Source organism: Micromonospora humida, assembly GCF_016901255.1.
GTDB classification, from domain to species: domain Bacteria; phylum Actinomycetota; class Actinomycetes; order Mycobacteriales; family Micromonosporaceae; genus Micromonospora; species Micromonospora wenchangensis.
The window spans coordinates 15,490-37,862 of record NZ_JAFEUC010000018.1; the positions used below are offsets into that span (position 1 = coordinate 15,490).

At 73.1% G+C, this 22,373-nt stretch carries 18 protein-coding genes and 1 pseudogene; 10 read left to right on the plus strand and 9 right to left on the minus strand.

All coding sequences use genetic code 11. The features are described from left to right. The first annotated feature begins 158 nt into the window (after positions 1 to 158). Complete coding sequence (locus tag JQX11_RS28595; RefSeq protein ID WP_307826398.1) at positions 159 to 1,106, plus strand: poly(ethylene terephthalate) hydrolase family protein; 948 nt, start codon at positions 159 to 161, stop codon at positions 1,104 to 1,106. A gap of 90 nt (positions 1,107 to 1,196) precedes the next feature. On the opposite strand, the gene JQX11_RS28600 is transcribed toward JQX11_RS28595, so the two are convergent. Next, a complete protein-coding gene (locus tag JQX11_RS28600) occupies positions 1,197 to 2,099 on the minus strand; it encodes a tryptophan 2,3-dioxygenase (RefSeq protein ID WP_204928041.1) in 903 nt (300 codons plus the stop codon). A 147-nt stretch (positions 2,100 to 2,246) separates the two neighbouring features. On the opposite strand from JQX11_RS28600, the gene JQX11_RS28605 reads away from it, so the two are divergent. The 3 genes from JQX11_RS28605 to JQX11_RS28615 all read left to right on the plus strand — a co-directional run bounded on the left by JQX11_RS28605 (position 2,247) and on the right by JQX11_RS28615 (position 4,191). Next, positions 2,247 to 2,690 (plus strand): Lrp/AsnC family transcriptional regulator, encoded by a 444-nt coding sequence (locus JQX11_RS28605; protein ID WP_204928042.1) that lies wholly within the window; start codon positions 2,247 to 2,249, stop codon positions 2,688 to 2,690. Between the two features lie 103 nt (positions 2,691 to 2,793). Further along, positions 2,794 to 3,318: a hypothetical protein gene (locus JQX11_RS28610; RefSeq protein ID WP_232378786.1), complete on the plus strand. Its 525-nt coding sequence runs from the start codon at positions 2,794 to 2,796 to the stop codon at positions 3,316 to 3,318. A gap of 12 nt (positions 3,319 to 3,330) precedes the next feature. Then, the gene (locus JQX11_RS28615) at positions 3,331 to 4,191 is read left to right on the plus strand and encodes a class F sortase (RefSeq protein WP_204928043.1); all 861 of its coding nucleotides are present in this window, start codon (positions 3,331 to 3,333) and stop codon (positions 4,189 to 4,191) included. A gap of 120 nt (positions 4,192 to 4,311) precedes the next feature. Here JQX11_RS28615 and JQX11_RS28620 read toward each other — a convergent pair whose 3' ends face one another. Then, the gene (locus tag JQX11_RS28620) at positions 4,312 to 4,857 is read right to left on the minus strand and encodes an HNH endonuclease (protein ID WP_204928044.1); all 546 of its coding nucleotides are present in this window, start codon (positions 4,855 to 4,857) and stop codon (positions 4,312 to 4,314) included. A gap of 306 nt (positions 4,858 to 5,163) precedes the next feature. On the opposite strand from JQX11_RS28620, the pseudogene JQX11_RS28625 reads away from it, so the two are divergent. From JQX11_RS28625 to JQX11_RS28635, 3 genes and pseudogenes are all read left to right on the plus strand, one after another. Continuing rightward, positions 5,164 to 6,195: pseudogene (locus JQX11_RS28625) on the plus strand (mechanosensitive ion channel family protein); the annotation flags it as partial. Between the two features lie 448 nt (positions 6,196 to 6,643). After that, positions 6,644 to 8,005: an MFS transporter gene (locus tag JQX11_RS28630; RefSeq protein WP_204928045.1), complete on the plus strand. Its 1,362-nt coding sequence runs from the start codon at positions 6,644 to 6,646 to the stop codon at positions 8,003 to 8,005. 51 nt (positions 8,006 to 8,056) lie between these two features. Then, positions 8,057 to 8,479 carry a globin gene (locus tag JQX11_RS28635; protein ID WP_204928046.1) on the plus strand — a complete coding sequence of 141 codons (423 nt, stop codon included), beginning with the start codon at positions 8,057 to 8,059 and terminating at the stop codon, positions 8,477 to 8,479. A 39-nt stretch (positions 8,480 to 8,518) separates the two neighbouring features. On the opposite strand, the gene JQX11_RS28640 is transcribed toward JQX11_RS28635, so the two are convergent. The 4 genes from JQX11_RS28640 to ettA all read right to left on the minus strand — a co-directional run bounded on the left by JQX11_RS28640 (position 8,519) and on the right by ettA (position 12,049). Next, the gene (locus JQX11_RS28640) at positions 8,519 to 9,100 is read right to left on the minus strand and encodes a type III secretion system chaperone family protein (protein ID WP_204928047.1); all 582 of its coding nucleotides are present in this window, start codon (positions 9,098 to 9,100) and stop codon (positions 8,519 to 8,521) included. Positions 9,101 to 9,231: 131 nt separating this feature from the next. Then, on the minus strand, positions 9,232 to 9,951 hold the full coding sequence (locus JQX11_RS28645; protein ID WP_307826399.1) for a DUF8185 domain-containing protein: 720 nt from the start codon (positions 9,949 to 9,951) through the stop codon (positions 9,232 to 9,234). Continuing rightward, complete coding sequence (locus JQX11_RS28650; RefSeq protein ID WP_204928048.1) at positions 9,924 to 10,370, minus strand: acyl-CoA thioesterase; 447 nt, start codon at positions 10,368 to 10,370, stop codon at positions 9,924 to 9,926. The genes JQX11_RS28645 and JQX11_RS28650 overlap by 28 nt, the downstream gene beginning before the upstream one ends. A 2-nt stretch (positions 10,371 to 10,372) precedes the next feature. Continuing rightward, positions 10,373 to 12,049 (minus strand): energy-dependent translational throttle protein EttA, encoded by a 1,677-nt coding sequence (gene ettA / locus JQX11_RS28655; RefSeq protein ID WP_204928049.1) that lies wholly within the window; start codon positions 12,047 to 12,049, stop codon positions 10,373 to 10,375. A gap of 326 nt (positions 12,050 to 12,375) precedes the next feature. On the opposite strand from ettA, the gene JQX11_RS28660 reads away from it, so the two are divergent. Together JQX11_RS28660 and otsB are read left to right on the plus strand one after the other, a co-directional pair. Further along, entirely contained in the window at positions 12,376 to 13,776 is a 1,401-nt protein-coding gene (locus tag JQX11_RS28660; protein ID WP_088646585.1) for an alpha,alpha-trehalose-phosphate synthase (UDP-forming), read from the plus strand. A 41-nt stretch (positions 13,777 to 13,817) separates the two neighbouring features. Continuing rightward, positions 13,818 to 16,379 (plus strand): trehalose-phosphatase, encoded by a 2,562-nt coding sequence (gene otsB / locus JQX11_RS28665; protein WP_204928139.1) that lies wholly within the window; start codon positions 13,818 to 13,820, stop codon positions 16,377 to 16,379. A gap of 93 nt (positions 16,380 to 16,472) precedes the next feature. On the opposite strand, the gene cobA is transcribed toward otsB, so the two are convergent. Genes cobA through cobC form a run of 3 tightly spaced genes read right to left on the minus strand, consistent with a single transcriptional unit; the run spans position 16,473 to position 20,058 of the window. After that, positions 16,473 to 17,777 (minus strand): uroporphyrinogen-III C-methyltransferase, encoded by a 1,305-nt coding sequence (gene cobA / locus JQX11_RS28670; protein WP_204928050.1) that lies wholly within the window; start codon positions 17,775 to 17,777, stop codon positions 16,473 to 16,475. Then, positions 17,774 to 18,925 (minus strand): nicotinate-nucleotide--dimethylbenzimidazole phosphoribosyltransferase, encoded by a 1,152-nt coding sequence (locus JQX11_RS28675; protein WP_204928140.1) that lies wholly within the window; start codon positions 18,923 to 18,925, stop codon positions 17,774 to 17,776. Before JQX11_RS28675 ends, cobA begins: the two co-directional genes overlap by 4 nt. Further along, the gene (gene cobC, locus JQX11_RS28680; protein ID WP_204928051.1) at positions 18,925 to 20,058 is read right to left on the minus strand and encodes an Rv2231c family histidinol phosphate aminotransferase CobC; all 1,134 of its coding nucleotides are present in this window, start codon (positions 20,056 to 20,058) and stop codon (positions 18,925 to 18,927) included. The genes JQX11_RS28675 and cobC overlap by 1 nt, the downstream gene beginning before the upstream one ends. Positions 20,059 to 20,225: 167 nt before the next feature. Here cobC and JQX11_RS28685 point away from each other — a divergent pair, with 167 nt between their 5' ends. Next, positions 20,226 to 22,358, plus strand: a complete 2,133-nt coding sequence (locus JQX11_RS28685) for a transglycosylase domain-containing protein (RefSeq protein WP_204928052.1) — start codon at positions 20,226 to 20,228, stop codon at positions 22,356 to 22,358. Positions 22,359 to 22,373: the final 15 nt, after the last annotated feature.

Consider the following 22,373-nt stretch of genomic DNA (forward strand, 5'->3'; position numbering starts at 1 on the left):
CCGGGACGACACGACCGGCACGGGTGTGGCGTCCGCCCCATATTCCGCTGACATGACCCGGCCGGGATTGCCGGTCTCGACGCCGGGACCCGGAGGATGGCCCGTACCGATCGGACGTTCTCGATCGATTCCGGTCCACCCACCCGCAGGGAGCCCCCGTGCAACCCGTGCCCGCCCTCCACCCCCACCCCACCCGGTCCCGCCGGCCCTGGCCCCGGCTGGTCAGCCGTCCGCTGCTCGCGCTCGCCCTGGTCGGCGGCAGCGCGCTCGCCGCACCCTCGGCGAGCGCCGCGCCCGTCGACGGCCGGACGGTCGCGGCGGTCGCCGCCAACCCGTACGAGCGGGGCCCCGCCCCGACGACCGCCGGCATCGAGGCCACCCGGGGGCCGTTCGCCATCGCCCAGAGCACCGTCGCGGCGTCCGCCGTCAGCGGGTTCCGGGGTGGCACGATCTACTACCCGACCAGCACCGCCGAGGGCACCTTCGGCGCGGTGGCGATCTCCCCCGGGTACACCGCCAGCCAGTCCAGCGTCGCCTGGCTCGGCCCCCGGCTGGCCTCGCAGGGCTTCGTGGTCATCACCATCGACACCCTCTCCGTGTACGACCAGCCGGCCTCCCGGGGCACCCAACTGCTGGCCGCGTTGGACTACCTGACCGGCAGCAGCGCGGTGCGGAGCCGGATCGACCGCACCCGGCTCGCGGTGATGGGGCACTCGATGGGCGGCGGTGGCAGCCTGTCGGCGGCGAACACCCGGCCCGCGTTGCAGGCCGCCATCCCGCTGACCGGCTGGCACACCGTCAAGAACTGGTCGTCGGTACGGGTTCCCACGCTGGTGATCGGCGCGGAGAACGACTCGACCGCCCCGGTGGCGTCGCACTCGGAGCCGTTCTACACCAGCCTGCCGGCGAGCCTGGACAAGGCGTACCTGGAGTTGAACGCGGCCGGCCACTCCGCGCCGACCTCGCCGAACGTCACCGTGGCGAAGTACAGCATCTCCTGGCTGAAGCGGTTCGTCGACGACGACACCCGCTACGAGCAGTTCCTCTGCCCGGCACCCCGGGGCAGCGCCATCGAGGAGTACCGGGACACCTGCCCGCACTCCTGACCGCGTACCGGTCGGTCCCGTCGCTCCGCCCGGCGGCGGGGCCGGTCCGTGGGCCGGGGCGTCACCCACCGCAGGCGCTCACCGCCGGGGTCACATCGCGGTGCGGGCCGACCACAGTTCGGGGAAGACCACCCGGGACATGCTGCGCTGCAACCAGGCCAGCCCGGCCGAGCCGCCGCTGCCCACCTTGGCGCCCATGGTGCGCTGCACGGCCTTGACGTGGTTCCAGCGCCAGTCGCCGAACTGCTCGGCCACGTCGGCCAGCGCGTCGCCGAGCTGCCGCAGGTGGTTGTCCGGCCCGTCGTCGTCGTAGACCGCCACCCAGGCCGCCTCGACCCGGGGGTGCGGCAGGTGCTCGTCGGCGACGTCCCGGTCCCGCAGCTCGGCGGGCAGTTCGTGCCCGTGCCGGCCGAGCAGGGCGACCACGTCGTCCCAGAGGCTCGGCGTGGCCAGCGCGGCGCGCAGGTCGTCGTACACCCCGGGTTGGCGGCGGAACGGGCGGATCAGCGCCGGGTCGCGCAGCCCGAGCAGGAACTCCAGTTGGCGGTACATCGCGGACTGGAAGCCGGAGCCCTCGCCGAGCAGGTTGCGGAAGCGGTTGAAGTCGGCCGGGGTCATCCAGCGCAGCCCGCGCCAGGCGGCGTTGAGCCCCTCCAGGTGCAGGGCGGCCCGGCGCAGCGGGGCGAGCGCCGCCCACACCCGGTCGGCCCGCAGGTCACGCTGGGCCTGGCGCAGCTCGTGGCAGGTCAGCCCGAAGTACAGCTCCATGATCTGGCTGACCATCAGGAAGGACATCTCACCCGGGTCGCTGCTCAGCGGCTGCTGGAGGGTGTGCAGGGTGCTGGCGTGCACGTACGCGTCGTAGGGCGTCCGGTCGGCGAACTCCAGGGTGGGCTCACCGCCGTTGCGGGCGGCGCGGGCCCGACGCTGCTGCGGGGTGGACGGGCGCACCACCGGGTTCGGGGCGTGCGTCCGCAGGTCCGTCTGTTCCACCGTCTCGCCTCCTCCGGTTCGGCTGTCCGAACATGATCTCCCGTCACGTACCCGTGGCGGAATGCCGCTTCGATGGAGCTGAGCGGCTCTCACTTGACGAACGAAAGGCACTTCGGCCGATCGGCCTGCCGAAGATAAGGTCGGTACGTGGACGAGATGGACTGGGCCCTGCTGCGCGAGTTGCAGGCCGACGCGCGGCTGTCGTACAGCGAGCTGTCCCGGCGGGTGCACCTGTCCCCGCCGGCGGTCGCCGAACGGGTCCGCCGGCTGGAGGAGTCCGGGGTGATCACCGGCTACCACGCGCACGTCGACCTGGCCCGCGCCGGCCGTGGAGTGGTGGCGCTGATCCGGATGTCCTGTTACGGCCCACGGTGCATCCTGCACGACCCGAACGTCGTCGACTGGCCGGAGATCCAGGAGATCCACCGGATCACCGGGGACGCGTGCAGCATGCTCAAGGTCGCCGCCGGCTCGATCGGGCAGTTCGAGGCGGTGATCGACCGGCTCGCCCCGTACGGGCAGCCGTCCAGCACGATGGTGCTCTCCAGCCCGTTGCAGTGGCATCCGGTCACCCCGCTGCCACCCGCCTGACCCCGGGCGGGCCCGAGTCCGGGTTTGCCCCCGGGCCAGCGGGAATGCAGCCCCGCACACCCGTCGCAGGATTCCGGCGAACCGTCGCCGGGAGGGGGGAATCATGCGGGGGCTCACTCTGCACCGTCGTGCCGTCCACGCCGTACTGGCGATGCTCACCCTGGTCGGGGTGTTCGTCCTGGCCGCGGCCACCCCGGCGCGCGCCGGGGAGAACACCTTCGTCGAGGTCACGCCGAACACCGCGCAGGCCGGCACCCGGGTCAACGTCCGGGCGAGTTGCGACAACGCCAACAACCAGCAGGCCACCGTGCACTCGGACGCCTTCGGGCGGGTCGTGCTGCGGCCCGACAACGGCTTCCTCACCGGTGCGGTCACCGTCCCCGGCAACAAGCAGCCCGGGGACTACCCGGTCGACCTGCGGTGCGCCAACGGCAACACCGCCTCGACCATGCTGACCGTGCTGAACATGGCCCAGCCGAGCAAGGGCCCGGCGACCGGCGGCGGCGGGACGGCGGGTGACCGGGGCAGCGGTTCGCTGCTGCTGGTCGGTGGCCTGGCCGTGGTGGCCGTGGCGGCCGGGCTCGGCGTCTTCGGCGGCAACCGCCGACGGCCCCGGCCCGGTGCCTGACCGCCTGTCGCCATGGCCCGTACCCGTTCGCGGCCGGCCGGCCACCGGCTGCGGGCGGCGGCCCGGCGTACCGTCCGGGTCGCCGCCGGCAGCCGGCGCGCCGCCCACCGGATCGCCGCCCGTACCCGCCGCGCCGCCCGGCGTTTCCGCCGGGTCGCCGGCCAGGCCTTCTCCGCCAGCGTGACCACCGCCGACCCGGTCACCCAGGCCCGTCCGGTACGCCCGGTGCCCCGGGTGCCGGCGTTCGGCGGCCGGTTCGCCGGGTCCGGGCCGGGCCTGCCGGTGCTGGCGATCGCCGCGGTGATGCTGCTGATCGTGGCGATGCTCGGGGTGGAGCGGGTCACCGGGCTCAGCGTCCTGCCGGACCGGTTCGTCGCCGGCCTGCGCCCGCCACCGAAGCGGTTCCCGGTGCTGGCGGGCAGCCCGCCGACCCAGATCGCCATCTCCCGGATCGACGTGCGGGCCCCGGTGCACCAGGTCGGCATCGCCCCGGACGGCAGCATCGACGTCCCGGCCGCCGCCCGCGCCCAGGAGGCCGGCTGGTACGACCAGGGCCCCACTCCCGGCCAGTACGGCCCGGCGGTGATCGTCGGGCACGTGGACACCACCACCGGCCCGGCGGTCTTCCACGGGCTGCGGGAACTGCGCGACGGCGACGAGATCGAGGTGACCCGGGCCGATCACCGGGTGGCCGTCTTCGAGGTCGACCAGGTGCAGCGGTACGGCAAGGAACGGTTGCCGGTCGACGAGATCTTCGGCGACTTCAGCCGCCCCAACCTGCGGTTGATCACCTGCGGCGGGCGCTGGGTCGGCGGCGGGACCGGCTACGCCGACAACGTCGTCGTGTACGCCACCCTGGTCCGGGCCCGCTGACCCGCGCGGTCGTTCCGACCGCCCCGGGAGCACCCGACGGCGACGCGGCGGTCAGGCGGGCGCAGCGGTCGGGCGGCTCAGCCCCGCCCGGCGGTCAGGCGGCTCAGCTCCACCCGGCGGTCAGGCGGCTTCGGCCTCGCGCAGCGGCTCCCGCAGGTCGAGCCAGTCCGCCCAGCGTGGGTCGGGCGCGCGGTGGCCGAGCACCCGCCAGGCGTTGCCCTTCGGGGCCGCCGGCAGGCAGTGCAGCCGCCAGCCCAGCTCGGCCGGGGTCTTGTCGCCCTTGGTGTGGTTGCACCGGGCGCACGCCGCGACCACGTTCTCCCAGGCGTGCCGGCCGCCACGGCTGCGCGGGAAGACGTGGTCGATGGTCTCGGCCGGCCCCCGGCAGTAGGCGCAGCGGTTGCCGTCGCGGGCGAAGATCGCCCGGCGGGAGAGCCCGACGTGGGTGCGGTAGGGCACCCGGACGAACCGGGTCAGCCGCACGACCGAGGGGACGGGGAGCGCGTCGTGGGCGCTGTGCAGGATGCCGTCGCCGTCGGCGACGCAGACGGCCTTGGCGGAGAGCACCAGGATCGCGGCGCGACGCACGGACACGACACACAGCGGCTCGTAGGTGGCGTTGAGGACCAGCGCGCCGGAGCCCACCGTGGGTCGTATGTCAGGCATCGTGCTCACCCTCCCGGTCCAGCCGCTCCCACCGCTGGCAGCGCCGGCCGAGCCCCGGGCAGCCGAGGGCCACGACCGACTCCGGCGGGATCACCGTCGTCCGTTGACGCCAATCGTCCCTGATCGGACCGCGTAATGCACGTACTAATCCGGGGTACCCGCGGAACCCTCCGCACGATGTAGGAAGATGTCCGGTTCGGCGCCGTACGATCATGGGCCGGGACTCTCCGGTGGGCCGGCCGACGGCCCCCGCGTCCGCTGCGGTACTAAGACAGGGTGAGCGCCCTCAGCCTGTCGACCGTCGTCCTGTCCGCCGCACCGAGCCCGGCCCCGAGTGGCAGCCCGGGTGCCGGGGACGGCTCGGGTGCCGACTGTCTGGGCAGCACCTCCTGCGAGTACCTCTACCGGGTGACCGGGTCGGCCTGGTTCGCCGAGGGCAGCTACTGGATCCTGCTCAAGCCGCTGCGGGTGGTGCTGATCCTGCTGTTGGCGTTCGTGGCCCGCTGGGCGCTGCACCGGACGATCAACCGGCTGGTCCGGACCACCACCGACGGGGCGGTGCCCACCCTGCTGCGTCCGCTGCGCGAGCGGGTGCCCACCGCCACGCTCGACCCGACCGAGTTCGTCCCCGAGCGGCGTCGCCAGCGTGCCGAGGCGATCGGCTCGGTGCTGCGCAGCATGGTCACCGCGTTCGTCTTCGGCATCGCGCTGCTGATGATCCTGCGCGAGTTCAGCTTCGACCTGGCCCCGCTGCTGGCCAGCGCCGGCATCGCCGGGGTGGCGCTCGGCTTCGGCGCGCAGAGTCTGGTGAAGGATCTGATCGCCGGGCTGTTCATGCTGATCGAGGACCAGTACGGCGTCGGCGACACGGTCGACCTGGGCGAGGCGACCGGGGTGGTCGAGTCGGTGGGGCTGCGGGTCACCACGGTCCGCGACGGTCGCGGGGTGCTCTGGTACATCCGCAACGGCGAGATCATCCGGGTTGGCAACAAGAGCCAGGGCTGGGCGTTGGTCGTGGTCGACCTGCCGATCGGGTTCGCCGGCACCGAGGAGGCCAACGCGGTGCTGCGCACGGCCGCCGCCTCGGTGGCGGTGGACCCGGAGCTGTCCTCCGACATCGTCGAGCCGCCCGAGGTGCTCGGGGTGGAGCAGATGACCGTCGACGGCGCGGTGATCCGGACGGTGGTGAAGACCACGGCGGACGGCCAGTTCGCGGTCGGCCGGGAGCTGCGTCGCCGGCTCGCCGAGGCGTTGGAGAACTCCGGCATCACCGCTCGGATCGCGGCGGCCCGGCTCTATCCGGGGCTGCCGCCGGTCGGCATGGCCACCGGCACCGCCGCCCCGACTGCCGCCGCCGGCCTGTCGGGTCCGACCGCCCCGTCGGCCGCCGGCACCTCCGCCGCCTCCGGCCCGGCGGCTACGACGGGTCCGGCCACCCCGACGGGCACGGACGATTCGGCGGGCACGAACGGTCCGACGGCACCGGGGACCCCGGCGGGCACCGGCGGCACGGGTGCCGGGCGGGCCGGGGGTAGCTGAAACCGCAGCTCACCCCCTGTCCGATGTGGTCCGATGGTCGGGGCTCGCGCGCCGGGCGGCCCCTCCGGTATCGTCCGTTCGTTCAGTCGGGGATGCGACGATCAATCCGTTCGCCCTAGTCAGTTGTCAGACGATCGGGCAGAATCCGGTGCACGCGTTCCCGGGAGCGTGATCACGTCATCGCTGATCCGCGAATCTGACGACGGGGCCCCGCCGGGCCATCACAAGTGGCCGGTGCCGGGGCACGATGGAGGCGACGGTGTCCGACCAGCGACCCGCCCCGGACCGGCCGGCCACCTTCGGCGAGGTGTTCGGGCAGGGGGAGTTCCGGGCGGTCTTCGCCGCCAGTGTCCTGTCCTGGGTCGGTGACTACGTCGCCAAGGCCGCCGTCACCGTGCTGGTCTACCAGGAGAGCCGCTCCGTCGCCCTGTCCGCCGCCGCGTTCGCGGTGAGCTACCTGCCGTGGCTGGTCGGCGGCCCGCTGCTCGCCGCGCTCGCCGAGCGGTACCGGCACCGGCGGGTGATGGTGACCTGCGACGTCATCCGGATGCTGCTGACCGTCCTGATCGTGCTGCCCGGCCTGCCGGTCTGGGCGATCCTCGCGTTGCTCTTCGCCGCCACCCTGGCCAACCCGCCGAGCCAGGCGGCCCGCTCGGCGTTGCTGCCGGCGATCCTCACCGGCGACCGGCTGGTGCTCGGGCTGTCGCTCAACGCCAGCGCCAGCCAGGCCGCGCAGGTGGTCGGCTACCTGGCCGGCGCGGCGGTCGCGGCGGTCAGCCCGACGGCGGCACTGCTGCTCAACGCGGCCACCTTCGGGCTGTCCGCCCTGTTCGTCCAGCTCGGCGTGCACGACCGGGAGCCGACGTTGAGCGCGGCGCACCGGACCCACCTGCTGCGGGAGACCGGCGAGGGCTTCCGGATCGTCTTCGGCACCCCCGTGCTGCGGGCGATCAGCCTGCTGGTGTTCAGCGCCATGCTCTTCTCGATCGTCCCGGAGGGACTGGCCGCCGCGTGGGCCGGTGAACGCTCCGGCAACGGCCTGGACTCGGGTGCCGCCCAGGCCGTCATCATGGCGGCCAACCCGGTCGGGTACATCGTCGGCGGCCTGCTGGTAGGCCGGCTGGTGTCGCCCGCCGGCCGGCTCACCCTGATGCGACCGCTGGCGGTGCTCGCCCCGCTGGCCCTGGTGCCGGCGCTGCTGAACCCGCCTCCCCTGGTGGTCGCCCTGCTCGCGGCGGCCTGCGGCTTCGCGGTCGCCGGTCTGATCCCGACGGCGAACGGTCTGTTCGTCCGGGCCCTGCCCAACGGCTACCGGGCCCGTGCCTTCGGCGTGATGGCCACCGGCATCCAGGTGATCCAGGGCGGTGCGGTGCTGGTCACCGGCATGCTCGCCGACCGTTTCTCGGTGCCGGTGGTGGTCGGGGTGTGGAGCGCCGCCGGGGTGCTGCTGATGCTGGCCACCGCGCTGCGCTGGCCGGACCGGGCCACCGTGGACGCCGCCGTGAAGGCCGCCGACCTGGCCAACGCCGGGTCACCGGCGGGCGACCGGCCCGGTTCGACGCCGCCCCGGCCCGGACGGCGGACCCCTCGGCGGCACGCTGTGATGTGATCGGCCGCTGGGCGGCGGTCGTGGCGTCGCGGTACCTGGCAGGATGGAACGGTGGATTCCGCAGGCGACCTCCGGCCCGTTCCGTCGACGACCTTCTTCGACGCGGTCGGTGGTGAGCCCACCTTCCGGCGGCTCGTCGACCGGTTCTACGCCGGCATCGCCGACGATCCACTGCTGCGCCCGATGTACCCGGAGGACGACCTCGGGCCGGCCACCGAGCGGATGACGCTGTTCCTGATGCAGTACTGGGGCGGCCCGAACACCTATTCGGCCCAGCGGGGGCATCCCCGGCTGCGGATGCGGCACGCGCCGTTCCGGATCGGCGCGGCCGAGCGGGACGCCTGGCTGCGCCACATGCGCCGGGCGGTGGACGACCTGGACCTGCCGCCGGAGCTGGCGGCCACTCTCTGGGACTACCTGGAGCGGTCGGCCTACTTCATGGTCAACGTGATGGAGGACCCGGCCGCCGGCTGACCCGGCCGCCGCGACGGCGCGGGCGGGGCGTCGGGCCGCTCAGAGCAGGGCACCCTCGTCGTGCAGCCAGTCGACGAAGGTGGTCGCCACGGCCGCGCCGCAGTCGAGCATCTCCACCAGCAGCGCGTCGTGCGCCCCGGCGCCGAGCGGCACCTGCAACTCGGCGTAGATGGGCAACTGGCCGCGCTCGGTCGGGTCGCCGATGTACGCCTTGCAGAACCGGCGGGTGTGGTTCCACTCGTTGACCACCCGGTAGGCCCGGTCGGCCCAGTCCGGCGGGACGGTGGCGTGCGGGCGGGCCCGCATGACCAGGATCTCGTCCTCGGGGCCTTCGAGGGTCACCAGCACCGCGTGCCGTTCCCACATGGCCAGCAGGTTGCCGTCACCGTCGGCCAGGTAACGCACGTCGAGCAGGTCGAGCGCGTCGCACACCCGGGCCAGGGTGACCGGTGCCACGGAGGCCGGCCGGTCGGTCACGACGGGCCGATCGGTGCCGGGGCAGTCCTCCGCCGGCTGCCGGGGCGGCGGTGGCCCCACCCGGATGCTGTCCACCGAGACTCCGCTTCGAGTTTCCGGTTCGCCGCCAGCGGCGGGACCAGGGCGCCATGACCACCACGGCATCGCTCGCGCACCTCACTCCCCAGCGGATCCAATCGCCTACGGTGCGTTGGATCCGAGGATGGACGGTACCCGGACAGCCGGGTTGAGACACCCCCCCAACGGCAGCCCCAGCCCGGAAGAATGAGCCGGGGTCATACTTTCGGCTGATCCCGCGCCGGACGAATTGCGAGATCGGAAACTTTCCGCGACCAGGCGGCTCCGTATGGTCCCACCAGACCGACCCACCGGCCGGCCACCCGGACCTGGACCTCGCCCGCCGTGGTGACCTCGGCCGGGCCGAGGAACCCCATCCGGACGAGCCCCTGCACCAGCCGTTGGGTGATCTCCACCGGGTCGGCCGGATCGGCGTCGGGAGTGACGGTCACCGCCACGTGGTCGAGCAGCGCCTCCCGCAGCATCCGCTGCCCCACCGCGCGCCCGCGTACCCCCTCGGTGGCGGCGGCGCGCAGGGTGCCCGCCGCGGCCTCGGCGATGCGCCGCAGCTCGGCGGCGGGCAGCACCTCGACCGGGCGGCTCACCACCGGGGGCAGCGGCCACCGCCACCGCTCGTCGCGGCCGGGCGGCAGCGCGGTGTCGGCGTCGGCCAACCGGGACAGCAACTTGGCCGCGTCCACGGTGACGTCGGCCGGGGCGGCCCCGGCCACCGTCCGGACCACCAGCACGTCCCACGGCAGCCGGGCCCAGAGCGCGGTACGGCCGACGCCGGGCAGCGGGCGTAGCCGGACCACCGTGGCCGGGTCGAGGCGGACCAGCCGGGCCAGGAAGGCCCCCGCGTCGTCCGCCCCCACCAACCCGTGCTCCCGCCGGACGGTGGCGCCGCCGTTCACGCCGCCCCGCCGGTCGGTGCCCACGACTCCAGGAAGGCCCGTTCGTCGTCGCTGATCCGCCGGGGTCGCTTCTCCACCAGATCGAACGGGACCAGCACCGAGCGGGCGGTGCTGGCCAGCACCTCACCGTCGTACAGCTCGTAGGCGACGGTGAACGAGGCGGCCCGGATGCGCTCCACCCACAGTTCGATCCGGACGGTCGGCGCGGCCTCGGCGGTGGCCCGGCCGAGCGCGTAGTCGACCGGGCGCAGGTAGTCGACCTCGTGCCGGCGGATGACGACCCCGTCGGCGAACGAGCCGACCCCCCACGCCTTGCCACCCGCGAACATCAACGCCACCCGCGCCTCCTCGTACAGGGTGAGGAAGCGCGAGTTGTTGACGTGGCCGTACGCGTCCAGGTCGGACCAGCGCAGGGTGCAGTGGTAGACGAAACGGTCCGCCATGCTCAGTCGCGGGTCAGCTTGCGGTAGGTCACCCGGTGCGGCCGGGCCGCCTCCGCCCCGAGCCGGTCGATCTTGTTCTTCTCGTACGCGTCGAAGTTGCCCTCGAACCAGAACCACTTCGCCGGGTTCTCGTCGTCGCCCTCCCAGGCCAGAATGTGGGTGGCGACCCGGTCGAGGAACATCCGGTCGTGGGAGATGACCACGGCGCAGCCGGGGAACTCCAGCAGGGCGTTCTCCAGGCTGGACAGCGTCTCGACGTCCAGGTCGTTGGTCGGCTCGTCGAGCAGGATGACGTTACCGCCGATCTTGAGGGTCAGCGCCAGGTTGAGCCGGTTGCGCTCGCCACCGGAGAGCACCTTGGTCGGCTTCTGCTGGTCCGGCCCCTTGAAGCCGAACGCCGCGATGTACGCCCGGGACGGCATCTCGACCTTGCCCACCATCAGGTAGTCGAGACCGTCCGAGACGACCTCCCAGACGGTCTTGTCGCCGTTGAGGCCCTCCCGGTTCTGGTCGACGTACGACAGCGAGACGGTGGGGCCGACCCGGACCTCGCCGCCGGTCGGCTGCTCCAACCCGACGATGGTCTTGAACAGGGTGGTCTTGCCGACGCCGTTCGGGCCGATGATGCCGACGATGCCGTTGCGCGGCAGCGAGAACGACAGGTCGTCGATGAGCAGCCGGTCACCGAAGCCCTTGCTGAGGTGGTTGGCCTCGATGACCGTGCTGCCCAGGCGCGGGCCCGGCGGGATCTGGATCTCCTCGAAGTCCAGCTTGCGGGTCTTCTCCGCCTCGGCGGCCATCTCGTCGTAGCGGTCGAGCCGGGCCTTGGACTTGGTCTGCCGGGCCTTGGCGTTGGAGCGGACCCACTCCAGCTCCTCGGTGAGCCGCTTCTTCATCTTGGCGTCGCGGCGACCCTCGACGGCGAGCCGGGCGGCCTTCTTCTCCAGGTAGGTGGAGTAGTTGCCCTCGTACGGGTACGTCCGGCCGCGGTCCAGCTCCAGGATCCAGTTGGCCACGTTGTCGAGGAAGTACCGGTCGTGGGTGATCGCCATGACGGTGCCCGCGTACTTGGCCAGGTGCTGCTCCAGCCAGGACACGCTCTCCGCGTCGAGGTGGTTGGTGGGCTCGTCGAGCAGCAGCAGGTCGGGCGCCTCCAGCAGCAGCTTGCACAGGGCCACCCGGCGCCGCTCCCCACCGGAGAGCTGGGTGACGTCGGCGTCCGGCGGCGGGCAGCGCAGCGCGTCCATGGCCAGTTCGAGCTTGGAGTCGATGTCCCAGGCGTCGAGGTGGTCCAGCTCCTCCTGGAGCTTGCCCATCTCCTCCATCAGCTCGTCGGAGTAGTCGGTGGCCATCTGTTCGGCGATGGCGTTGAACCGGTCCAGCTTGGCCTTGGTCTCGGCGACCGCCTCCTCGACGTTGCCGAGCACGGTCTTGCTGTCGTTGAGCGGGGGCTCCTGGGCGAGCATCCCGACGGTGTAGCCGGGCATCAGCCGGGCCTCGCCGTTGCTCGGCTTGTCCAGCCCGGCCATGATCTTCAGCAGGCTGGACTTACCGGCGCCGTTCGGGCCGACCACACCGATCTTGGCCCCCGGCAGGAAGTTCAGCGTCACGTTGTCGAGCACGACCTTGTCGCCGTGCGCCTTGCGCGCCTTTTCCAGGACGTAGATGAACTGGGCCACGGTGCGGGCTACCTCCGTCGGTTGCTGTCGCCTTGGACGGCGGCGCGGCACGGGCTGCGACCTTCGCCCGCCGCCGCCGGCCGGGGGCCGGCCACGCGCACGCCACCGTCAATCCTGACAGGTACGGCCCGCCACGCCCACATCACCCCGCCCGGTCGGCTCCACGTCACTTCCGCCACCGCTGAGCTGGTGATGTTGACAAGATCACGGTACGGGTGAAGCGGCCGTGGGACGGGTAGGTAAGTCCGGCACGGGGTCCCAGACGCCGCAGCTACGCTCAGTACGCTCATCGCGGTGGACCCGTCAGCACCCGGAGGTGGCCGATCGTGACCGTCCGTAGCTCCTTTGTCGTTGTGGCCAACCGACTGCCTGTCGACGAGGTGAGCACACCCGAGGGACGACAGTGGCGGCGCAGCCCCGGCGGGCTGGTCACCGCGCTGCACCCCGTCCTCGCCGAGCACCGGGGCACCTGGGTCGGCTGGGCCGGTGGCACCGGCGCCGCCCCGGAGCCGTTCGACCTGGAGGGCATCCGGCTGCACCCGGTGCCGTTGAGCGCCGAGGAGTTGGAACGCTACTACGAGGGCCAGTCCAACGCGACCATCTGGCCGCTCTACCACGACGCGGTCGAGACCCCCGCCTACAAGCGCCGCTGGCGGGAGGCGTACCGGCTGGTCAACGCCCGGTTCGCGGAGGCGGCGGCGGACGTCGCGGCCGAGGGCGCGACGGTCTGGGTGCAGGATTACCAGCTCCAGCTCGTCCCGGCGATGCTGCGCGAGCTGCGGCCGGATCTGAAGATCGGCTTCTTCCTGCACATCCCGTTCCCGCCGATCGAGCTGTTCATGCAGATGCCGTTCCGCACCGAGATCCTGCGCGGCCTGCTCGGCAGCGACCTGGTCGGCTTCCAGCAGCGGCTGGCCGCGCAGAACTTCGTCCGGCTGGCCCGGCACCTGCTCGGGCTGCGCTACGAGGGGCAGATGATCCAGGTCGACGGGCGGCAGGTGAAGGCCGGCGCGTTCCCGATCTCCATCGAGACCAAGGAGATGGAGCGGCTGGCCGAGGACCCGGCGATCCAGGCCCGGGCCAAGCAGATCCGCGAGGAGCTGGGCAACCCGAAGACGATCATCCTGGGCGTCGACCGGCTGGACTACACGAAGGGCATCGAACTTCGACTCAAGGCCTTCCGGGAACTCCTTGCTGACGGAAAGTTGACAGTTCCGGACGCGGTTATGGTGCAGGTGGCCACCCCCAGCCGGGAGCGCGTGGAGCACTACCAGGCACTTCGGGTCAAGGTGGAACGCGAGGTTGGTCGGATTAACGGCGAATTCGGCAGGGTCGGCGTGCCGGCGGTGCATTATCTGCATCAGTCGTACAGTCGCAGCGAACTGGCCGCGATGTACGTCGCGGCCGACGTGATGATGGTGACCCCGCTGCGAGACGGAATGAACCTGGTGGCCAAGGAGTACGTCGCATCGCGCGCCGACCAGGGCGGTGCGCTCGTGCTCAGCGAATTCGCCGGCGCGGCCACCGAGCTGCGCCAGGCGTTCCTGTGCAATCCGCACGACCCCGACGCCGTCAAGGACGCCCTCCTGCGGGCTGTACACGTAGAGAAGCCGGAGGCCCGTCGACGCATGCGGATCATGCAACGTCATCTGCGCACCCACGATGTGGGGCACTGGGCGAAGTCCTTTCTGACCGAGTTGGGCGCACCGGGGACGGAGGCCGAGTGAACGCCCCCACCGCCGAGATCATCACCCCCGCCGCCGGGACGATGGACCCGGAACTGCTCGCCGCGATCGGACGCATCGCCCGCGTACCACAGCTCCTGGTCGCCTGCGACTACGACGGCACCCTCGCGCCGATCGTGGCGGACCCGAGCAAGGCCGTGCCGCTGCCCGAGTCGGTCGCCGCCGTCCGGGCGCTGGCCTCGCTGCCGCAGACCACCGTCGCGGTGGTCTCCGGACGGGCGCTGCGCGACCTGGCCGCGTTGTCCCGGCTGCCCAACGAGATCCACCTCGTCGGCAGCCACGGCTCCGAGTTCGACATCGGCTTCGTCGAGCGGCTCTCCCCCGAGCTGGTCGCCGTGCGCACCCGGCTGCGCGACGCGCTACGCGAGATCGCCCAGGCCCACCCGGGGGTACGGCTGGAACGCAAGCCGGCCAGCGTCGCGGTGCACACCCGCGGGGTCGACCCGCAGGTCGCCGCCGCCGCCGTCGAGGCCGTCCGCAACGGACCGGCGAAGTGGGACGACGTCACCGTCACCCAGGGCAAGGAGGTCATCGAGCTGTCGGTGGTCGCCACCCACAAGGGCACCGCGGTCGACCAGCTCCGCACCCAGCTCTCGGCCAGCGCGGTGCTCTTCATCGGCGACGACGTCACCGACGAGAACGCCTTCGGCACCCTGCGCGGCCCCGACCTGGGCATCAAGATCGGCCCCGGGGACACCCAGGCGCACTACCGGGTGGCCGAGCCGATCGAGGCGGCCCGCGCGCTGGGCCTGCTGCTGGAGACCCGCCGGCACTGGCTCTTCGGCGAGCGGGCGGTGCCGATCGAACGGCACTCGATGCTCGCCAACGGGCGTACCGTCGCGCTGCTCACCCCCGAGGCCAAGGTGAGCTGGCTCTGCCACCCCAAGCCCGACTCGGCGGCGATCTTCGCCGACCTGGTCGGCGGCAGCCCGGCCGGGCACTTCACCGTCGGGCCGGAGCGCGGCGGCATCCCGCTGGGCCAGCGCTACCGCAACGGCACGATGACCGTAGAGACCCGCTGGTCGGGGCTCACCGTCACCGACTGGCTGGACCTGCCGGCCCGGGAGACCACCCCGGACGGCCCGGCCGTCATCACCGGCGACTCCACGCTGGTCCGGGTGCTCACCGGCTCCGGCCGGGCCCGGATCGAGTTCGCCCCGCGCCCCGAGTTCGGTCAGGTCGCCACGCAGCTCCAGCCGATGGACAACGGCCTGCTGGTGCTCGGCTCCAACGAGCCCGTCGCGCTCTACTCCCCAGGGGTGACCTGGCAGGTCCGCAACGACGGCGGGTACGAGACCGCGCACGCCGTGGTCGACCTCTCCGCCACCGGCGGCCAGGTGGTGCTGGAGCTGCGCTTCGGCACGCACAGCCTGGAGGACCACGCGGTCGCCATCCACGACCGGCAGGCCAGCGCCGAGCAGCCCTGGAAGGAGTGGGTGGCCTCGCTGCGGCTGCCCGCCACCGCCCGGGACCTGGTCGCCCGCAGCGCGCTCACCCTGCGTGGGCTCTGCCACGAGGCGACCGGCTCGATCCTGGCGGCGGCGACCACCTCGCTGCCGGAGGAGCTGGGCGGCGTCCGCAACTGGGACTACCGGTACTGCTGGCTGCGGGACGCGGCGATGACCGCGCGGGCCCTGGTCGACCTCGGCTCGATCGAGGAGGCCGAGGCGCTGCTGCGCTGGGTGGACGGCTGCATCGAGCGCACCGGCGGGCACCCCGAGCGGCTGCACCCGCTCTATACGGTCGACGGCTACGAGCTGGGTGCCGAGGCGGTCATCGACACCCTGCCCGGGTACGCCGGCTCCCGGCCGGTCCGGGTCGGCAACCTCGCCAACCACCAGCTCCAACTGGACGTCTTCGGCCCGATCGCCGACCTGATCGCGGCCGTCGCCGACGCCCGGGGTTCGGTCCGCGACGACGAGTGGCGGGTGCTGGACAACATGGTCGAGGCGGTCCGCCGCCGCTGGCACGAGCCCGACCACGGCATCTGGGAGGCCCGCCTCCCACCCCGGCACCACATCTTCTCCAAGGTGATGTGCTGGATGACCGTCGACCGGGCCCTGCACGTGGTGCGTCAGCACGACGGCGAGGACCGGCCGGAGTGGGTGGAGCTGCGCGACCGGATCGGTGCCAACGTGCTGGAGAACGGCTGGCACGAGGAGGTCGAGGCGTACAGCGTCGCGTACGGCGACGAGGACATGGACGCCTCCTCGCTCTGGATCGGGCTGTCCGGCCTGCTCCCGGGCGACGACCCGCGCTTCCTCTCCACCGTGCTCAAGATCGAGGCGGATCTGCGCAGCGGCCCGGTCGTCTACCGCTACCACTGGGACGACGGTCTGCCGGGTCGGGAGGGTGGCTTCCACATCTGCACGGCGTGGCTGATCGAGGCGTACCTGCGCACCGGTCGGCGTACCGACGCCGAGGAGCTGTTCGCCCAGATGGTCGACACCGCCGGCCCGACCGGGCTGCTGCCCGAGCAGTACGACCCGCTGGCCGAGCGCGGGCTGGGCAACCACCCGCAGGCGTACAGCCACCTCGGCCTGATCCGCTGTGCCCTGCTGCTGGACAACATGCTCAAGCAGTAGCGCCCCACACGATCGACTCCAGTTGGGCCGATGTAGCGGTATCCGCGACACGGGATACCGCTACATCGGCCCACAAGGGTGGATCAAGACGCGTCAGGGCGTCAGGGCGTCGACCACGTCGCCGATCACCACGATGGCCGGGGGCCGCAGCCCCGCCGCGACCACGTCGGCCGCCACCGCGCCGAGCGTCGACCGCAGGCTGCGCTGACCACCCGTGGTGCCCTCCTGGATCACCGCGACCGGGGTGGCCGCGTCCCGGCCGTGCCGGGTCAGGGTGTCGGCGATGGCGGCCAGGTTCTTGAGCCCCATCAGCACCACCAGGGTGCCCCGCAGGCCGGCCAGGGCCTCCCAGCGCACCAGGGAGACCGGCGAGTCCGGGGCGACGTGGCCGGAGACCACGGTGAACTCGTGGGCCACCGCCCGGTGGGTGACCGGGACACCGGCCGCCGCCGGCACGGCCACGGCGCTGGTCACCCCGGGCACCACGGTCACCGGTACGCCGGCCGCCGCGCAGGCCAGCAACTCCTCCCCGCCACGCCCGAAGACGTACGGGTCGCCACCCTTGAGGCGTACCACGACCTTTCCGGCGAGCGCCCGGTCGACCAGGATCCGGTTGATCTCCTCCTGGGCGCGGGACGGCCCGTAGGGGATCTTCGCGGCGTCGACCAGCTCGACGTCGGGGCGCAACTCGTCCAGGAGCAACCCGGGCACCAGCCGGTCGGCGACCACCACCTCCGCCTCGGTGAGCAGCCGCCACCCCTTCACCGTGATCAGCTCCGGGTCACCCGGCCCCGCACCGACCAGCGACACCCGACCGACCGGGCCACCCGCACGGGTCGCGGCGTCGCCGGCCCCGGCCGGCGTCGGCTCCGGCGGGCCCGCGAGGGGCGCGTCCGCCACCGGTTCGCCCGGGTCGACCTCCCCCGGGTCGACGAGCGGGCCCGTCCGGGCGGCGAGCAGCTCCCGGACAGCGTCCCGGACACCCATCGCCCGTTTCGGGTCTCCCCCGCCCAGCACGGCCACGGTCACCGGCCCGTGCCGGGTCACCGCCGGAGTCCACGCGGTGGCCGCCGTCCGGTCGTCGGCCCGGACGCAGAAGATCCGCCGTTCGGCGGCGACGGCGCTGACCGAGGCGGCGGCGAGCGGATCGTCCACCGCGACCTGGACCAGCCACGCCCCGTCGAGGTCGTCGGGGGCGAACCGGCGGGGCCGCCAGTGCAGCCGCCCGGCGTCGACGTGCGCGCGTAACGCGGGGGTCACCTCGGGGGCGACCAGCAGCACGTCGGCACCGGCGTCCAGCAGGGCGGGCACCCGCCGGCTGGCCACGGCACCGCCGCCCACCACGACCACCCGCCGCCCGGCGAGCCGCAGTCCGAGAGGGTAGGGGCTGGTGCTCACTTCTCGGAGACCCCCGCCGCGTCGAAGGTGGCCACCTCGTGCAACACCCGGACCGCGCCGACGACCACCGGCAGGGCCAGCAGCGCCCCGGTACCCTCGCCGAGGCGCAGGCCGAGGTCGACGAGCGGGTCGAGGCCGAGGTGCCGCAGCGCCACGGTGGCGCCCGGCTCGGCGGAGCGGTGCCCGGCGACCATCGCACCGACCGCGTCGGGGGCGAGGGCGGCGGCGGCCAGCGCCGCGCTGACCGCGATCACCCCGTCGAGCAGCACCGGCACCCGGCGGGCCGCCGCGCCGAGGATCAGGCCGGCCAGCGCCGCGTGCTCCAGGCCACCGACGGCGGCCAGCACCCCCAGCGGATCGGCCGGGTCGGGGCGGTGCCGGTCCAGCGCCGTGCGCACCACGTCGACCTTGCGCCGGTACGTCTCGTCGTCCACCCCGGTACCCCGGCCGGTGGCCGCCTCCGCGTCGACCCCGGTGAACGCGGCGACCAGCGCGGCGGCCGGCGTGGTGTTGGCGATCCCCATGTCGCCGGTGAGCAGCACACCCGCCCCGGCGTCGATCAGCTCGCCGGCGACCCGGATGCCGGTCTCGACCGCCGCCCGCGCCTCGTCCCGGGTGAGTGCGGCGGTGACCGTCATGTCCCGGGTGCCGCGCCGCACGTTCGCGTCGAGCAGGCGCGGCGGTGCCAGGGTGGTGCCGGTCGGGGCGGGCACGGCGTCGCCGGACGGGGCTTCGGCGGACAGGGCGTCGGTGGACGCGGTGGTGGGCGCGGCGTCGGCGGGCGGGAACGGCAGCGGCGCGGCCACGCCGACGTCGACCACGGTGACCGAGGCGCCGGCCTGCCGGGCGAACGCGTTGACGACCGCCCCGCCGGCCAGGAAGTTCCCGATCATCTGGGCGGTGACCTCCTGCGGCCACGGGGTGACCCGCTGGGTGTGCACGCCGTGGTCACCGGCGAAGATCGCCACCGCCGCCGGTTCGGGCAGCGGCGGCGGGCAGACCCCGGCCAGGCCGGCCAGGCGTACGGACAGCTCCTCCAGCGCGCCGAGCGAGCCGGCCGGCTTGGTCAGCCGGGCCTGGAGGTCCCGGGCGGCCGTCATCGCCACCGGGTCGGGCGGACCGATCTCCGCGATCGTCGTCTCCAGCATCATGCCTCCAGGATCTCCGCCATTACCTCGATGAACGCGTCCGTGGTGGCCGGGTCGCGGACGGCGATCCGCAGCCAGTCCGGCCCGAGCCCGGGGAAGGTGTCGCCACGTCGTACGGCCCAGCCCCGGTCGCGCAACGCCTGGCGTACCCGGTCGGCCCCGGGCCGGTGGACCAGGACGAAGGCGCTGGCCGGGCGGCCCGCGACGCGTACCCCGGGTAGGGCCGACAGGCGGCGCACCAGGTGGTCGCGGTCGGCGGCGAGCCGGGCGGCGATGGCGCGCTCGGCGGCGACACCGGTCGGGGACGCGACGGCGGTGGCGGCGGCCAGCGCCGGGGTGGACACGGCCCACAGCGGCTGGGCGGCGGCCAGCCGCTCCAGGAGGGCGGCCTCGCCGAGCAGGTAGCCGATCCGCAGCCCGGCCAGTCCCCAGGTCTTGGTGAGGCTGCGCACCACCACCAGGCCGGGCAGGTCCCGGCGGGCGGCGAGCGACTCGGGCTCGCCGTCGACGCCGGGGACGCCTGTGGTGTCGGCGAACGCCTCGTCGACGACGAGCACCCGGCCGGGCCGGGCCAGGGTGGCCAGGTCGGCGGCGGGGTGCAGCACCGAGGTCGGGTTGGTCGGGTTGCCGATCATGACCAGGTCGGCGTCGGCCGGCACCCGCGCGGGGTCGAGCCGGAAGTCGTCGTCCGGGTCGAGCAGGAGTCGTTCGACCCGGTGGCCGGCGGCCCGCAGCGCGGCCTCCGGTTCGGTGAACTGCGGGTGCACCACCACCGGGCGGCGTACCCCGACCAGGGCGCGGGCGAGCAGCACGAAGCCCTCGGCGGCACCGGCGGTGAGCAGCACCTCCGCCTCCGGGCGGCCGTGCCGGGCGGCGACGGCGGCGCGGGCCGGCCGGGGGTCGGGGTAGCCGGCCAGGTCGGCGAGGGCGGCGGTGAGCGGGTCGGCCAGCCAGTCCGGCATCGGGTCGCGACGGACGTTGACGGCCAGGTCGACCAGGCCGGGGGTGGCCTCGGCGTCCCCGTGGTGGGCGAGATCCGGTTCGGCGTCGACGGTCGCCCCGGCTGCGGTCGCCGGCGCGGCGGCGGCTCCCGGGCCGGTCGACGGCTCGACGCCGGTCAGTTGCCCATGCATGTCCGCGATCCTGCCGGGAAGCCGGCGCAGAGGACAGTCGATCCCGAGGTGGTCCACATCACGGCACACCGGACGCTTCACCCACGGCCGCCGGTCCCGGCCGGGGAACGCCCGAGCGTTCATGAATTCTTCTCATGGACGAATCGGAAATGTCATAACTTGACCACGTGAGCAATCGACCCCTTGCTGCCGCTGGTCGTTCCGTTCCTCTCCTGCGTGCCGGGCTGATCGCCGGCATCGTGCTCGCCGCCGTGGCGTACCCGCTGGCCGCCGTGACCGGCCTGGGCGCCAAAGCCACCGCGCACGCCGTGGAGCACAAGACGAACATCCTGCGCACCGCCCTGCCCGCCGAGACGTCCTACCTCTACGCGCCAGACGGCACGACGATCCTGACGATGTTCTACGAGGAGTACCGGCAGTACACCAAGTTGTCGGACATGTCGCCGAACATCCAGCAGGCCATCGTCGCCGCCGAAGACAACCGCTTCTACCAGCACCGGGGCGTCGACCCGAAGGGCGTCGCCCGCGCCTTCGTGGCCAACACCCGTTCCAGCGGCGTCTCCCAGGGCGCCTCCACCCTGACCATGCAGTACGTCCGGATGGCGCTGCGGGACAGCGCGCAGACGCCGCAGGAGGTCCAGGAGGCCATCCAGCAGACCAGCCTGCGCAAGGTCAAGGAGATGCGGATGGCGCTGGACATCGAGAAGGAGCTGACCAAGGACCAGATCCTGGAGCGCTACCTCAACTCGGCGTACTTCGGTCACCGGGCGTACGGCATCTACGCCGCGGCGCAGATCTTCTTCTCCAAGACCCCGGCCACGCTCACCCCGGTCGAGGCGGCCACCCTCGCCGGCCTGGTCAAGTCCCCCTCCGAGTACGACCCGCTCAGCTCGGACCAGAAGGAGGCCACCGGCCGGCGCAACTACGTGCTCGACAAGATGACCCAACTCGGCTACCTGTCCCCGGACGCCGCCGCGGTGGCCAAGAGCGAACCCATCCGGACCCGGCCCACCACCCCTGCCAACGACTGCGCCGCGATCCCCAACAAGTACAACACCTGGGGCTTCGCCTGCGACTACGTGAAGAACTGGTGGAGCGCGCAGCCCGCGTTCGGGGAGAACCGGCTGGAGCGGATGGACAAGCTGCGCCGGGGCGGCTACCGGATCGTGCTGAGCCTCGACCCCAAGGTGCAGGCCGCCGCCGAGAAGAACGTCGGTGCGAAGGACCGCGTCGACAGTCCCTTCGCCAACGGGATCGTGGTCGCCGAACCGGGCACCGGACGGATCAAGGCGATGGCGGTGAACCGGACGTACTCCCTGGACGTCAGCGAGAACGGACCCAGCTCGAACCCCGAGGCCGACCCGAAGATGAAGGCGAACTACCCGAACACGGTCGCCCCGCTGCTCGGCGGCGGCACCCTCCCGGGCTACCAGGCCGGCTCGACGTTCAAGATGTTCCCGATGCTGGCCGCCCTGGACGCCGGGATGCCGCTGTCCACCGCGTTCGACTCGCCGTACCGGTACAAGTCGGCCGTCTACGACGGGTGGGCGCCGTCCAACGCCAGCGGGGCGATGACCGGCCGGCAGACCATGTGGTCCGGGTTCGGCAAGTCGGTGAACACCTACTTCGTCCAACTGGAGGAGAAGATCGGCGCGGACCGGGGGGTGCACCTCGCGGAGCAGTTGGGCCTGCGCTGGCGTACCGACGTCGACAAGGAACAGGCGTCACCCGCGAAGGCGAAGAAGTGGGGCGCGTTCACCCTGGGCGTCTCCGACGCCACCCCGCTGGAGATGGCCAACGCGTACGCCGCGATCGCCGCCGACGGGCGGTACTGCGAGGCGATGCCGGTCAACTCGATCACCAACCGGGACGGCACCCCGGCCACCTACCGGACCGCCGGTGGCATCGAACGGGAGGTCGCCAAGCCCCGCTGCCGGCAGGTGGTCAACGCCGACGCCGCCCGTGCCGCCACCGACGCCGCCCGCTGCCCCACCGGCGACACCCCGGCCAAGGGCAGCTGCGGCGGCTGGTCGACGGCGGACAGCGTCCGGGGCACGGTGGGCCGCCCGGTGGCCGGCAAGACCGGCACCACGGACAGCACCCGGTCGGCCTGGTTCGTCGGCTACACCCCGGAACTGGCGGCGGCGAGCTTCATCGCCGACCCGGACAACCCGTTCAACGCCGTCGGTGACGGGCAGTCCCAGGTCCCGGTCAACGCGGTCGCCCAGACCCTGCGCGACGGCCTCAAGGGCACCCCGACCCGCCAGTTCACCCCACCGTCGGACGCCATCGTCGGCTGACGTGGGGCCGGTCAC

Coding starts and splice junctions, on each gene's coding strand:
- JQX11_RS28610 (WP_232378786.1), top strand. CDS start 2,794: ATGCGGGGGCTCACTCTGCACCGTCGTGCCGTCCACGCCGTACTGGCG.
- JQX11_RS28615 (WP_204928043.1), top strand. CDS start 3,331: ATGGCCCGTACCCGTTCGCGGCCGGCCGGCCACCGGCTGCGGGCGGCG.
- JQX11_RS28620 (WP_204928044.1), bottom strand. CDS start 4,857: ATGCCTGACATACGACCCACGGTGGGCTCCGGCGCGCTGGTCCTCAAC.
- JQX11_RS28630 (WP_204928045.1), top strand. CDS start 6,644: ATGGAGGCGACGGTGTCCGACCAGCGACCCGCCCCGGACCGGCCGGCC.
- JQX11_RS28640 (WP_204928047.1), bottom strand. CDS start 9,100: ATGCCGTGGTGGTCATGGCGCCCTGGTCCCGCCGCTGGCGGCGAACCG.
- JQX11_RS28650 (WP_204928048.1), bottom strand. CDS start 10,370: ATGGCGGACCGTTTCGTCTACCACTGCACCCTGCGCTGGTCCGACCTG.
- otsB (WP_204928139.1), top strand. CDS start 13,818: ATGGACCCGGAACTGCTCGCCGCGATCGGACGCATCGCCCGCGTACCA.
- JQX11_RS28675 (WP_204928140.1), bottom strand. CDS start 18,925: ATGCTGGAGACGACGATCGCGGAGATCGGTCCGCCCGACCCGGTGGCG.
- cobC (WP_204928051.1), bottom strand. CDS start 20,058: ATGCATGGGCAACTGACCGGCGTCGAGCCGTCGACCGGCCCGGGAGCC.